At 43.7% G+C, this 13,612-nt stretch carries 12 protein-coding genes and 1 pseudogene; 8 read left to right on the forward strand and 5 right to left on the reverse strand.

Annotated features, from left to right (window positions below):
* The 3 genes from FHQ30_RS08575 to FHQ30_RS08585 all read right to left on the reverse strand — a co-directional run.
* Window positions 1-751 (reverse strand): acylneuraminate cytidylyltransferase family protein (locus FHQ30_RS08575; RefSeq protein WP_139625163.1); only part of this gene is annotated, 751 nt, incomplete at its 3' end.
* Window positions 752-753: 2 nt separating this feature from the next.
* The gene (gene neuB / locus FHQ30_RS08580) at window positions 754-1,797 is read right to left on the reverse strand and encodes an N-acetylneuraminate synthase (protein WP_139612164.1); all 1,044 of its coding nucleotides are present in this window, start codon (window positions 1,795-1,797) and stop codon (window positions 754-756) included.
* A complete protein-coding gene (locus FHQ30_RS08585; protein ID WP_139612163.1) occupies window positions 1,790-2,422 on the reverse strand; it encodes an acetyltransferase in 633 nt (210 codons plus the stop codon). Before FHQ30_RS08585 ends, neuB begins: the two co-directional genes overlap by 8 nt.
* Window positions 2,423-2,672: 250 nt before the next feature.
* Here FHQ30_RS08585 and FHQ30_RS08590 point away from each other — a divergent pair, with 250 nt between their 5' ends.
* Together FHQ30_RS08590 and kdsA are read left to right on the forward strand one after the other, a co-directional pair.
* Complete coding sequence (locus FHQ30_RS08590) at window positions 2,673-3,335, forward strand: acylneuraminate cytidylyltransferase family protein (RefSeq protein WP_139612162.1); 663 nt, start codon at window positions 2,673-2,675, stop codon at window positions 3,333-3,335.
* Between the two features lie 18 nt (window positions 3,336-3,353).
* Window positions 3,354-4,196, forward strand: a complete 843-nt coding sequence (gene kdsA, locus FHQ30_RS08595) for a 3-deoxy-8-phosphooctulonate synthase (protein ID WP_139612161.1) — start codon at window positions 3,354-3,356, stop codon at window positions 4,194-4,196.
* 302 nt (window positions 4,197-4,498) lie between these two features.
* Here the strand turns inward: kdsA and FHQ30_RS08600 are convergent, their stop codons facing one another.
* Together FHQ30_RS08600 and selD are read right to left on the reverse strand one after the other, a co-directional pair.
* Complete coding sequence (locus FHQ30_RS08600; RefSeq protein WP_139610512.1) at window positions 4,499-5,425, reverse strand: Dyp-type peroxidase; 927 nt, start codon at window positions 5,423-5,425, stop codon at window positions 4,499-4,501.
* Window positions 5,426-5,525: 100 nt separating this feature from the next.
* Window positions 5,526-6,614 (reverse strand): selenide, water dikinase SelD, encoded by a 1,089-nt coding sequence (gene selD / locus FHQ30_RS08605; protein ID WP_139610511.1) that lies wholly within the window; start codon window positions 6,612-6,614, stop codon window positions 5,526-5,528.
* A gap of 269 nt (window positions 6,615-6,883) precedes the next feature.
* Here selD and FHQ30_RS08610 point away from each other — a divergent pair, with 269 nt between their 5' ends.
* The 6 genes and pseudogenes from FHQ30_RS08610 (at window position 6,884) to FHQ30_RS08635 (ending at window position 13,554) form a co-directional block, all read left to right on the forward strand.
* The gene (locus FHQ30_RS08610; RefSeq protein ID WP_176552596.1) at window positions 6,884-8,527 is read left to right on the forward strand and encodes an ABC transporter substrate-binding protein; all 1,644 of its coding nucleotides are present in this window, start codon (window positions 6,884-6,886) and stop codon (window positions 8,525-8,527) included.
* A gap of 124 nt (window positions 8,528-8,651) precedes the next feature.
* Entirely contained in the window at window positions 8,652-9,572 is a 921-nt protein-coding gene (gene oppB / locus FHQ30_RS08615) for an oligopeptide ABC transporter permease OppB (protein ID WP_139610509.1), read from the forward strand.
* Between the two features lie 14 nt (window positions 9,573-9,586).
* Window positions 9,587-10,507: an oligopeptide ABC transporter permease OppC gene (oppC, locus tag FHQ30_RS08620; RefSeq protein ID WP_139610508.1), complete on the forward strand. Its 921-nt coding sequence runs from the start codon at window positions 9,587-9,589 to the stop codon at window positions 10,505-10,507.
* A gap of 9 nt (window positions 10,508-10,516) precedes the next feature.
* Window positions 10,517-11,493, forward strand: a pseudogene (gene oppD, locus FHQ30_RS08625) (oligopeptide ABC transporter ATP-binding protein OppD).
* 9 nt (window positions 11,494-11,502) lie between these two features.
* Complete coding sequence (oppF, locus tag FHQ30_RS08630; protein WP_139610507.1) at window positions 11,503-12,495, forward strand: murein tripeptide/oligopeptide ABC transporter ATP binding protein OppF; 993 nt, start codon at window positions 11,503-11,505, stop codon at window positions 12,493-12,495.
* Between the two features lie 60 nt (window positions 12,496-12,555).
* Window positions 12,556-13,554 carry a substrate-binding domain-containing protein gene (locus FHQ30_RS08635; protein WP_139610506.1) on the forward strand — a complete coding sequence of 333 codons (999 nt, stop codon included), beginning with the start codon at window positions 12,556-12,558 and terminating at the stop codon, window positions 13,552-13,554.
* Window positions 13,555-13,612: the final 58 nt, after the last annotated feature.

A 13,612-nucleotide genomic window follows, 5' to 3' on the forward strand; every position in this document is an offset into this window, starting at 1 on the left:
CTTTAAGAGCAGAAAAACTCACGCATTTTTCATTTATTCTTTTCTGAATAGCAAGATCAAGGTTTTTTCTTTTATTTTTTAATGTCAAAAGAAAATATAAATACTCAAAATCATCTCTATTATCAATGTCTAATGAGCTTTTTTTATCCATAATATAAGCTAAAGATTTATCGCCAAAGAAATGCTTTTTAATTAGATAACAATCAGGTTTTGCTATGAATATAGCGCCATTCGGTGAATATTCACGATATTGCTGTCTAGTATAATTGGCAAAATCCGTATCAAAATGTGATAGGCTACCATCATTAGCTATAGGTCTTATTAATATCGAGGATTTTTCCGATTCAACCACAGAAACCAGAAAATCAAAATGATCAATTTGATCTTCAAATAATTTTATTGCTTGGTTTATATGCTGAGCATTTCGTAAAGGAGATGTAGGCTGTAATAATACAAAACAATCAAATTCTTCTGCTGAATATCGTTCTAAAGCATCTTTTATAACAACGAAAGAGCTAGAGGAATCACCCGAAATTGATTTATCACGAATAATGACATCAATAGGATAATTTGAAATTAAATCCCGATATTCTTCTGAATCAGTTGAAACCACAATTTTATCAAACTCTTTTGATTCAATTGCAGCTTCGATTGTATACGCCATTAAGGGTTTGCCTTCTAAAAGTAATACATTTTTATTAGGTAATCCCTTAGAGCCGGAGCGAGCCGGAATAATAGCAATCCGTTTCATATTTAGTTCGTTTCTTGATTATCAAATCGTGTATCAGTAATAAGTTCATCTTCTTGAAAGTCACTTTGTGCTTCTTTGCCAAGCAGTGAATACCAGTGCAGTGGACTAATGCCATTCCCTGGGCGTTTTGTTGTCAGATTTTGCTCAGTAAAAATTTCACCTTTCTTAATTGCTTTATCGGCAACAATAGATTTTCGTGCGACAATTTTATTTTTTCTTTCCGAATCTGTTACCAGCTTCTCTTGACTGCCCAAGGATTGCTCTACGATCCTAATTCCCCGACATAACTGTGTCAGTTCTTCCGGTGTTACTGAAGCTTTATGATCTGGCCCTGGTAGGTTTTTATCCAGTGTAAAATGTTTTTCAATAAAATTAATACCATATGTAACTGCGGCAACCCCAACAAAATAACCTTCTGAATGATCTGAGAATCCAATTTCAAATTCTGGGAATTCTTTCTGTAATCCGAGGATTGACTTTAAATTGACGTCTTTTAATGGCGTTGGATACTCAGTGTTACAATGTAAGACTGTAATTGCACTTGGTTTCATTCCACCGCGAGTCAGTATATCCAATGCGGTTCGAATTTCAGCAAGCTCGCCCATTCCTGTTGAAATGACTATTTTTTTATCTTCAACTGGAAGTTTGGCTATTTTTTCTAAATAAGGAAGGTTTGTCAGCTCTCCTGATGGAATTTTCCATATTTTTTGTTTTCTAGAAGCAAGAAAATCAATTGACTCCATGTCAAATGCCGTTGAAAATACATCTAATCCTAAAGAAGTAGCATATATTTCCAACGCTACATAATCTTCATAGCTCAATTCTAATTTTTTAGTCATATCGAGCTGACTTTCATCTGCATCTGTGACTTTTTTCTGATATTCCGCTTTCGGCGCAAATCTAGAAATCAGGCGATCTGCTTTAAATGTTTGGAATTTAACCGCATCAACACCACATTCCTTGGCAACATCAACCATCAACTTTGCTCGCTGTGTATCTCCATTGTGGTTACACCCAATTTCAGCAACAATATAAACTTTACTCATGATTATCTCTCAAATATTTCGCAGGAACCCCTGCAACAACGACATTATCAGGCACATTTCTGATCAGAACTGAGCCAGAGCCAATTAATACATTACTGCCAATAGTTATTTGCCCATTTGTTACACAACTACTGCCAATAAAGCTGAAATCACCAACCTTTACATCTCCATTTAAAGTGACATTGGTTGAAATATTACAATGATTACCAATACAATTCCCATGCTCTACCAAAGCTTTAGTATTTACAATAGTATTATCACCAATAATAGAGCAGCTATTGATAATTGCTAATTTACCGATGTAAACCCCTTCTCCAATTTCAGCCATACGAGATACGAATGCGGTATTATCAACCACAGTTATCATTTCTAATCCATATTTTTTGAGTGTTTGATATTTATCATAGCGATAGCGATTATTGCCTATTGCTATGAAATATTTATAATTCTCTTTATTTTCTAATAGCTCAACATTATTCTCTAAAATTGTATAACCAAGGTAAGTACTTCCAACTTCTTTAAACGAATCGACAAATCCAACTACATCATATCTGTTTAAATCCAGCGAGTCTAGGACTGACTTAGCAAACCCACCTGCCCCAATAATAATTAGCTGTTCACGCATTTTATTGCCTCTATATTAACGTTATCACCCTTTGTCAGATAAATCTCCATCTGAAGTAAATAGATAGTATACTCATAATCAGTGCTAAATACAGAGATATTTTTAGCTTATAATACTATCAGCTCAATTACAATGATGCCCATCTAATCCAACTCAATAGTAGAATTAATTTGCTATATAATGTACGACTACCCTATAATTAACTAAAATCAGTCAACTAAATTCAGTGTAGTGTAATGGAGCATTTCTTATGCAAAAAATAGCAATAATCTTAGCTAGAGCCGGCTCTAAAGGAATCCCGAACAAAAATCTGCAGCTCGTTAAAGGCATCAGCCTCATAGGTCGAGCTATTATCTCAGCTCAGCAATGCAGCTATTTTAATCAAATTATCGTTTCAACTGATGGCACAAGTATTGCAAAAGAAGCAGAAAAATATGGGGCTGAAGTTATTATACGCCCAGAACATCTTGCAACTGATCGTGCAAAATCTATTGATTCGCTGCTTCATGTTTTTAGTTCAAAAAACATTACTTCTGGTTTATCCGTCATGTTGCAGCCTACAAGTCCTTTCAGAACATCAGAAGATATTATGGCAGCAGTAAAAACACATAAGATAACCCAGAGAGGATTAGGGTGTGTAGTATCTGTTAAAGAAATGGAAGAGCATCCATATAAAATGTTAATATGGGACGGAGTTAGTTATACTCCTATTTCTAATGCTAAATATTTAGAATATCCGCGGCAATCTCTTCCCAGAGTTGTCAAACATAACGGTGCAATCTATGTAAACCGAATTGAAGATTTAATCCAGCATCATCGATTTTTTATTGAGCCTATTGGAACATACCTCATGCCGGAAGATCGATCTATTGACATAGATACTGTTGAAGATTTATTAAAAGCAAATTTATAAATAAAAGTAAGTGACACCATGAAGATAAAATTCGATAATTTCGCTGTATCCAACACCTCCCCCTTCACCCTTTTCGGTGGCATCAACGTCCTTGAAGATCTTGATTCTACACTAAAAGCCTGTGAACAGTATGTCACAGTAACGTCCAACCTCAATATTCCGTTTGTGTTTAAAGCGTCTTTCGATAAGGCAAACCGCTCTTCGATTCATTCTTATCGTGGTGTCGGGTTGGAAGAAGGGATGAAAATTTTTGCCCAGATGAAAAAAGAGTTTGGTGTGCCGGTGATCACCGATGTACATGAACCTTGGCAGGCTGCGCCCGTGGCGGAAGTGGTGGATGTGATTCAATTGCCTGCGTTTTTGGCACGTCAAACCGATTTGGTTGAGGCGATGGCGAAAACCGGGCGTGTGATTAATATCAAAAAACCACAATTTTTAAGCCCTCATCAAATGGGCAATATTGTCGAGAAATTTAAAGAAGCCGGTAACGATAAATTAATTTTATGTGAACGTGGGGTTAATTTTGGTTATGACAATTTGGTTGTGGATATGCTCGGTTTCGGGATTATGAAAAAAATCAGTGGTGGTATGCCGGTAATTTTTGATGTCACTCACTCGCTGCAACAGCGTGAAGCAGGCGCGGCAGCTTCCGGTGGACGTCGTAACCAGGTATTGGATTTGGCATTGGCAGGCATGGCAACCGGCTTAGCCGGGCTGTTTCTGGAATCGCACCCGAATCCGGATCAAGCCAAATGTGATGGCCCAAGTGCATTGCCGCTGAATCTGCTGGAAGATTTCTTAATCCGTGTCAAGGCAGTGGATGAAGTGGTTAAAGCTTTTCCGGCGTTGGACATAAAATAGAAAACAGAAGATAACAAAGTGCGGTTTGTCACTTAAACCGCACTTTTCCTAGACTGCTGACAAAGGTTAAAATCCACGATTAATATTGTAAAAGTTCGGGCGGATTATATATCCACCCGAACCGAACTTTGCATTTTTCCTTTATTTATTAAGTACTTACTCCGCACTTCGTAAACGGGCAGATATATAATCCGCCCCTACGTTTCCTCATCAAATATCTTTGTCAATAATCTGAGCAAAGTGCGGTTTATCAATTAAACCGCACTTTTAAACCGCACTTTACCACATCAGATAAGCATAAATTATGCTGACAATGTCTGCAATTGTGAAAATGATGGGGCGTAGTAATAGCTGCCGCTGACTGCTTGGGTGAAGCCGAGCATGCGGTCAGTTTTGTTGTCCAGTTCACCGAACATACTTAACAACTGCTGTTCAATATTGTGCAAGCAGGCGCAATAGCTGATGAAATATAGTCCTTGCGCACCGCTGACTTTGCCGTATGGCAGGCTTTGGCGCACCAATTTCAAACCGACACCGTTTTCTTTCAAATCGACTCGTCCGACATGAGAAGTTTCCGGCACATCTTCCAGTTCTTCACTTTCCACTTTGGTTCTGCCAAACACACTTTCTTGTTTGGAAACCGATAATTTTTGCCATTTATCTAGCTGGTGTTCATAGCGCTGGGTCAATACATAGCTGCCACCTTGGTCGATGCCGTCAGCCACCAGCGCCACTTGCGCACGTGCCTCTGCGCCTTGCGGATTCTCAGTGCCGTCGATAAAACCGGTCAGATCACGTTCTTCTATCCAGCGGAAACCATGCGTCTCTTCTTCCACCTGCACCGCCTCACCAAACACTGCCATTGCCATTTGTCCGGCAGAAAAACTGACATCCACTCGTAGCGATTGAATGTGAATCAGCATATCCCGTTGTGTCGCCGGAGCACTCAAGTTGCCTTTGCCTAAGGTAACAAATGGTTTCAGCGCGACCGCACTTTGCGGTTCGGCAAGTTGTTTCCAGATCGGATCACCAAATGCGATCACCGCGCCCAATTTAGCGTCGGGATAATTTTGCTGCAAGGCTTCCAGTTGGGTTAAAAAGCTGGCACAGCCTTGTTTGACCTTTGCCAAATCCGTGATAGTCAGTTCCAAAAACAATCCGGAACGGCAGTGTTCCGGCAAAATTCCACTCTGCGCATTGGTTATTGCAGAGGTTGTTACAGCAGACATAAAAACTCCTCTTGTATATTTTTTATTATTGATTAATTAGTGATTTATTGACCTGCGTTGTACATCACCGCACTTTGGATCGCCTTTGGCAAAATCCGATTTAAATCACTTGAATCAGTGGTGCGGTGGCGCTTTCTCGCTGGCGCAACTGCCCGATTTTAAACAGCTCTACCCCATTTTCCGCTGCCAATGCCTGCACTTGTGCAACCGCTTGTGGTTTCACCGCAATCAGCAAGCCGCCGGAAGTTTGCGGATCGCACAGCACCGCTTGTTGCAACTCGCTCATTGGCGCCACCAGATGACCATAACTGTCAAAATTGCGTTTGTTACCACCCGGAATACAGCCTTTTTCAATATAGTACGCCACACCGTCCAGTAAGCGCACCTTGTCAAATTCCACTTCGGCTGCCAAATTCGAACCTTGACAAATTTCCGACAAATGCCCTAACAGCCCAAAACCGGTGACATCGGTCATGGCGGTAATGCCGTCAATTTCGGAAAATTCAGCCCCAATACGGTTCAATTGGCACATCACTTCTGCCGCCAACTGCTCGTGTTCAGGCTTTAATTTGCCTTTCTTCTCAGCAGTGGTTAGAATGCCGATTCCCAGCGGTTTGGTTAAATACAGTTCACAATCGGCTTGCGCTTGATTATTGCGCTTCAGCCGTTTAGTGTTGACAATGCCGGTGACCGCCAAGCCGAAAATCGGCTCCGGCGCATCGATCGAATGCCCACCCGCCAGTGAAATCCCGGCTTCTTGGCAAGCCGTGCGGCCGCCATCAACAATGCGTCTTGCTACGTCCGGTGGCAGTTTGCTGATCGGAAAACCCAAAATTGCAATCGCCATAATCGGTTTGCCGCCCATCGCATAGATATCGCTGATGGCATTGGTAGCAGCAATGCGCCCAAAAGTAAAAGCATCATCCACAATTGGCATAAAAAAATCGGTGGTGCTGATAATACCGATGTCGTTGCCGATATCATACACCGCTGCATCATCTCGGCTCTCATTGCCGACCAGCAAGTGCGGATCGAGAAATTTTTCCATTTCGGTATGCAAAATCTGATCCAACACTTTTGGCGAAATTTTACAGCCGCAGCCAGCGCCGTGGCTGTATTGGGTCAGACGAATCACCTCTGTGACGACACGGTTGAAATCTTGCTCGGTGGCATCAATTGTCTCATTCATCCTCTATTTCTCCTCTGCTTATTCTCTGCTGTAATGCGGAACATTGTACTCTATCTTAATCAAAACGGGGGTAAAGTGCGGTATTTTTTTAGTTGAATCCCCGATTTTGTTTAAATAAAAAACAAACTTTCCGCTTTAACGTTTATTTAACGTGATAATTCTCGTAATTTTACATTCTGCTTATTTACAAACTAAAATTTTGTGGAAGAATGAATTTCTATTCAAATTTTTGAAATAGAAATTCAAAACACAACATCTATAAGGAGTACGTGACTATGACATTCAAACTCTCTCAACTTCATACCGCACTTGCTGTTGCTTTGCTGGCGGGTAGCTCTGCTTTTGCTGCCAATGTACCTGCCGGAACCGAATTGGCCGCAAAACAAGAATTGGTTTATAACAATGGCGCCAACGTCGCAACACTGGATCCACAAAAGATGGAAGGTGAACCAGAAGGACAACTTGCCCGTCAACTCTACGAAGGGCTCGTTACTTCTGATGAAACTGGTCGTATTTTACCGGGCGTTGCTAAATCTTGGGATCACTCTGACGATTTCAAAACTTGGACTTTCCATCTGCGTGACGATGCAAAATGGTCAAACGGCGAACCGGTGACCGCAGAAGATTTTGTGTATGCTTGGCAACGTTTGGCTGATCCAAAAACGGCTTCACCTTATGCAACTTATTTAGAATACTCCGCACTTGAAAATGCTGCTGATGTTATCGCGGGTAAAAAAGCAGCGAATGAATTAGGTGTTAAAGCACTCGATGCCCATACTTTACAACTAACTTTAAACGCACCTATCCCTTATATTGATAAACTAGTTGAACATTATGTAATGTATCCTGTCCATAAAGCTACTGTTGAAAAATTCGGCGATGATTGGACAAAAGACGGGAACTTAGTCGGTAACGGGGCTTTCAAGCTCGATCGCCAAATCGTTAATGAAAAAATTGAACTGTCTCGCAATCCACACTATTGGGATAATGCCAATACGGTATTGGAAAAAGTCATAATGCTACCAATCGAATCTGCCAATACCGCAGTCAATCGCTACCGTGCCGGTGAAATTGATATTGGCGGTAAAGAAATCCCACCAGAAATTTTCGCCAAATTAAAACAAGATCTGCCTAACGAACTGGTTGTTGCACCAATTTTGTGTACTTATGTATATGAAATCAATACCGCAAAAGCGCCATTTAATGATGTGCGTGTTCGCCAAGCACTGAGTCTGGCATTGGATCGTAATATCATCACCGATAAAGTTCTCAATCAGGGGCAATCTCCAGCGTATCATTTCACTCCTCCTTACATTAATGGAGCAGAAAAACTCACAAATCCTGAATGGATTGAATGGCCGCAGGCTAAACGTAATGAAGAGGCAGTAAAACTATTAGCCGAAGCAGGCTTCACTAAACAAAAACCATTAGATTTTAATATTTTATATAACACTTCTGAAAATCACAAAAAAATAGCAATTGCTGCCTCCTCGATCTGGAAGCAGAATTTAGGCGGCGCGGTGAATGTAAAAATGGAAAACCAAGAGTGGAAAACCTATTTAGATTCACGCCACAACGGCGCTTATGATGTTGCCCGTGCCGGTTGGTGCGCAGACTATAACGAAGCGACTACTTTCTTGAATTACTTCTTGTCTAACAGTAGTAATAATACTGCATTCTATAAGAGTGCGGACTATGATGCAGCAGTCAAACAAGCTCAAACCTCTGACAGTGAAGAACAACGTCAAGAAGCCTATGCTAAAGCTGAACAACTCTTTATTCAAGATGTTCCTAGCGTACCGGTTTACCAATATGTACAACCACGCTTGATCAAATCTTATGTGAAAGGTTTTGCAGCTAAACATCCTGCATCAAACTATTATTTCAAAGACATTTATCTGATCAAACATTAATCATTTGCACCGCTAAGCCAACTCTTGAGCGGTGCTATTCAGATTATACGATTAGATGACATAGCAAAAGTGCGGTAAAATGCCTACCGCACTTTTTACCTAACGAAATTTTAGATTATTCATTATGCTGACATTAATTTTTCGCCGAATTTTACAGGCGATTCCGACACTATTTGTGTTGATCACGCTCTCTTTCTTTATGATGCGGCTGGCACCGGGCAGCCCGTTTTCCAGTGAAAAAAATTATCCGCCAGAAGTGATGGCGAATATTGAAGCCAAATACCATTTGAACGAGCCTATTCACACCCAATATTTTATCTATCTAAAAAATTTAGCGCACGGCGATTTTGGCCCCTCGTTCAAATATAAAGACTTCACCGTCAATCAATTGGTGGCACAGGCATTTCCGGTTTCGTTGAAACTGGGCTTTTCCGCTTTTTTGATTGCCCTGACATTGGGCATCACTGCCGGCACTATTGCCGCCATTAGGCAAAACAAATGGATCGATTACCTGATAATGACCTTTGCCATGACCGGGGTGGTGATCCCCAGTTTCGTGGTGGCGCCGCTGTTGGTGCTGATCTTTTCCATCACCCTGAAATGGCTGCCGGGCGGCGGCTGGAACGGCGGTATGCTGATCAATATGCTGATGCCGATGACCGCACTTTCACTCTCTTACATTGCCAGCATTGCGCGGATCACGCGCGGCTCGATGATTGAAGTGTTGCACTCTAATTTTATCCGCACCGCTAAAGCCAAAGGCTTGCCGCCACATCGGATTATTCTTAAGCATGCACTGCGTCCGGCGCTGCTGCCGGTGATCTCCTATATGGGGCCGGCATTTGTCGGAATCATCACCGGTTCAATGGTGATCGAAAGCATCTTCGGCTTGCCGGGCATCGGGCAACTGTTTGTCAACGGTGCGCTGAATCGTGACTACTCCTTGGTGCTCAGCCTGACCATTCTGGTTGGTGCCTTGACCATCACCTTTAATGCGGTTGTGGATATTTTATATGCCGTAATCGATCCGAAAATTCGCTATTAAGGGAACGCTGTACTATGTTAATTAAACAACAAAACACCGAAATGGTCGAAAAACTCGCCAATAATTTGGCACAACAACAAGAAGTGGAAGGGCGTAGCTTATGGCAAGACGCCAAACGCCGTTTCTTCCATAATCGAGCTGCATTAGTCAGCCTGTTTATTTTGTCGCTGATCACCTTATTTGTGATTTTTGCGCCGATGCTAATGCCATTTCCGTTTGACGAAACTGATTGGAATATGATGTCCGCGCCACCGGATATTGAAAGTATGCACTATTTTGGCACAGACTCTTCTGGGCGTGATTTATTGGTACGGGTTGCCATCGGCGGACGAATTTCACTTCTGGTCGGCGTTGCCGGGGCGTTGATCGCGGTGTTGGTCGGCACACTGTACGGCGCTACATCGGGCTATGTCGGCGGCAAAACCGATGCGGTGATGATGCGGATTTTAGAAATTCTTAACTCTTTTCCGTTTATGTTCTTTGTGATCCTGCTGGTCACCTTTTTCGGGCAGAATATTCTGTTGATCTTCGTTGCCATCGGCATGGTGTCGTGGCTGGACATGGCGCGGATCGTGCGTGGGCAAACCTTAAGCTTGAAACGCAAAGAATTTGTCGAGGCGGCCATTGTCTGTGGCGTGCCGACCCGTCAGATTATCTGGCGCCACATCGTGCCCAATGTGTTGGGCGTGGTGGTGGTGTATGCTTCACTGTTGGTGCCCGGCATGATTTTATTTGAATCTTTCCTCAGCTTTTTGGGCTTAGGCACGCAAGAACCGCTGAGTAGTTGGGGCGGCTTGCTCAACGACGGCGCACGTTCGATGGAATATATGCCGTGGCTACTGGTTTTTCCGGCACTATTTTTGGTAACAACCTTGTTCTGTTTTAATTTTATCGGCGATGGTCTACGTGATGCCCTCGACCCGAAAGATCGTTAAGGAAAGATGATGACAAAACCCAATTTATTACTTGATGTCAACGATCTGCGTGTCATTTTCAAAACCCATGACGGCGATGTCACTGCGGTCAACAATTTAACCTTTGCGCTGCAAGCCGGGCAAACGCTGGGGATTGTCGGCGAATCCGGCTCCGGCAAGTCACAAACGGCTTTTGCGTTAATGGGGCTGCTGGCTGACAACGGGCGAGTTGAAGGTTCTGCCAAATTCAACGGCGAAGAGATTCTGAATCTGCCGAAAAAAGCGCTGAATCGGCTGCGTGCCGAGCAGATTGCGATGATTTTCCAAGATCCGATGACCTCACTCAATCCTTATATGAAAGTCAAAGAGCAGTTGATGGAAGTGCTGATGCTGCATAAAGGGCTTGATCGCAAAACAGCTTATCTTGAATCGCTGGCGATGTTGGACGCGGTGAAAATGCCGGAAGCCAAAAAACGCATGGAGATGTATCCACACGAATTTTCCGGCGGCATGCGGCAACGGGTGATGATCGCGATGGCGCTGTTGTGCCGTCCAAAACTGTTGATTGCCGATGAACCGACCACCGCACTTGATGTAACTGTGCAGGCACAAATTATGTCACTGCTGAACGATCTGAAACAGGAGTTCAACACCGCAATTATCATGATCACTCACGATTTGGGGTGGTTGCCGGAATTTGTGACAATGTGTTGGTGATGTATGCCGGACGCACCATGGAATATGGTTCTGCCGAACAAATTTTCTACCAACCAACCCATCCGTACTCCATCGGGTTGATCAATGCCGTGCCCAAACTCAATGAAGAGTCGAATACCTTGATTACGATTCCCGGCAATCCGCCAAATCTATTGAATCTGCCGCAAGGCTGCCCGTTTCAGCCACGCTGTCGGCATGCTACTGCACAATGTGTGCAGGCACCACCATTACGCCGCTTTGACGGCAATCGCCTGCGGGCTTGTTTTATTCCGATTGCGGAAATGTCGTAGGAGTAACCGATGCAACGTAAAAATAACAACAATTTATTGCTCGAAGTGGATAATTTAAGCGTGCACTTCAAAATTAAAAAAGACAAAAGTGCGCTTTTCAGCAAAGCACAAACGCTGAAAGCCGTGAATCAGGTGTCGTTCAAACTCTATCAGGGCGAAACACTGGGCGTGGTCGGCGAATCCGGTTGTGGCAAGTCCACCTTGGCTCGTGCTATTATCGGCTTGGTGAAATCCGCCGGCGGCAAAATGCTATGGCTGGGGAAAGATTTAAGCAGTCAAAACAGCAAACAATGGAAAGCATTGCGCAACGATATTCAGATGATTTTTCAGGATCCGTTGGCATCGCTTGACCCGCGTATGACCATCGGCGATATTATTGCCGAGCCGTTAAAGGTTTATCAACCGCACTTGAAGCGCCAAGAAATTAAGCTACGGGTGCAGAATATGATGGCGAAGGTCGGGTTGTTGCCAAATCTGATCAATCGCTATCCGCACGAATTTTCCGGCGGGCAATGCCAGCGGATTGGTATTGCCCGTGCCCTGATTATCGAACCAAAACTGATCATCTGTGACGAACCCGTGTCGGCATTGGACGTTTCAATCCAAGCACAGGTCGTCAATCTGCTGAAATCGTTGCAGCAAGAGATGGGGCTTTCTCTGATTTTTATCGCCCACGATCTGTCGGTGATCAAGCATATTTCCGATCGCGTGTTGGTGATGTATTTGGGCAATGCGGTGGAGCTGGGTGACTATCGTTCGGTTTTCCAACACACCAAACACCCTTATACCAAAGCATTGATGTCTGCGGTGCCGATTCCCGATCCGAAGCTGGAACGCAATAAGCAGATTCAGCTGTTGGAAGGCGACTTGCCTTCGCCGATTAATCCGCCGTCCGGCTGCGTGTTCCGCACCCGCTGCCCGATTGCCGACAGCCACTGCACGTTGGATAAGCCGTTATTACTCGGCGAACCACAGCATTTGGTCGCCTGCTTTAAAGTGTAAACCTGCAACGCACTTTGCTACTGCTCAATCAGCAAAGTGCGGTCAGCCATATGGAAAGCTATGCAACATAAACGACCGGTTCTGCAAGACATCGCCAACCATCTCGGCATCACCAAAATGACCGTGAGCCGCTATCTGCGCGATCCTAAAACCGTCGCACCTGCCACGCGAGAAAAAATCGCAGCTGCAATCGAACAGTTCGGCTATATTCCCAATGTTGCCTCACGCATTATGTCGAGCGCCAAAAGTCATGCCATCGGTGTGTTAGTGCCATCGCTGACCAACCAGGTGTTTGCCGATGTGATCAAAGGCATTGAATCAGTGACCGAGCTGTCGGGCTACCAAACAATGCTGGCACATTTTGGTTACTCGCCGGAAATTGAAGAGCAACGGATTCGTTCGCTACTCTCGTATAATGTTGATGCTCTGATTCTGTCAGAAAACGTGCACAGCAAACAGGCACTGAAAATGCTGCAAGTCGCCAATATTCCGATTATTGAAATCATGGATCTGAAGCACAGCAAGCCAGTGGCACAAGCCGTCGGCTTTGATAATCGCTTGGCATCACAGCAGATGACCGAAGCTATGATTCAGCAAGGGCGCAAAAATATTGTCTATTTTGCCGCACGGATGGATCAGCGTACTCTGCAAAAGATTGAGGGTTATGAAAAAGCGATGCTACAACACCAATTGCAGCCCTATAAGCTGCTGACCGAACAAGCATCATCCTTCAGTTTAGGCGCACAGCAGTTGCGGCAAATTATCGCTCAGCGCCCAAATACTGACGGTATTTTATGCACCAATGACGACTTGGCAATCGGTGCGGTGTTCGAGTGCCAACGACAAGGTATTCCGATCTCACAACGCATCGCCATCGCCGGTTTTCACGGTCACAACGTCGGGCAAGCGATGACGCCACAGCTCGCCTCAATCATTACCCCTCGCTTTGAAATCGGCAAAATTGCCGCCCAAGAAATCATCGACCGCCTAAACGGCATCGCCATTGCGCAGGAAATTATTGATACCGGCTTTAAAATTCATTTAGGTGAGAGTTTATAAGCGCAGTGTCACTGTCATTTATTGCTACTGTTAATCGCATTAGGGGCTGTTGATCTTT

Origin of the sequence: Testudinibacter sp. 'clade 2', assembly GCF_006227735.1 — a bacterium.
Taxonomy (GTDB): Bacteria; Pseudomonadota; Gammaproteobacteria; order Enterobacterales; family Pasteurellaceae; genus Chelonobacter.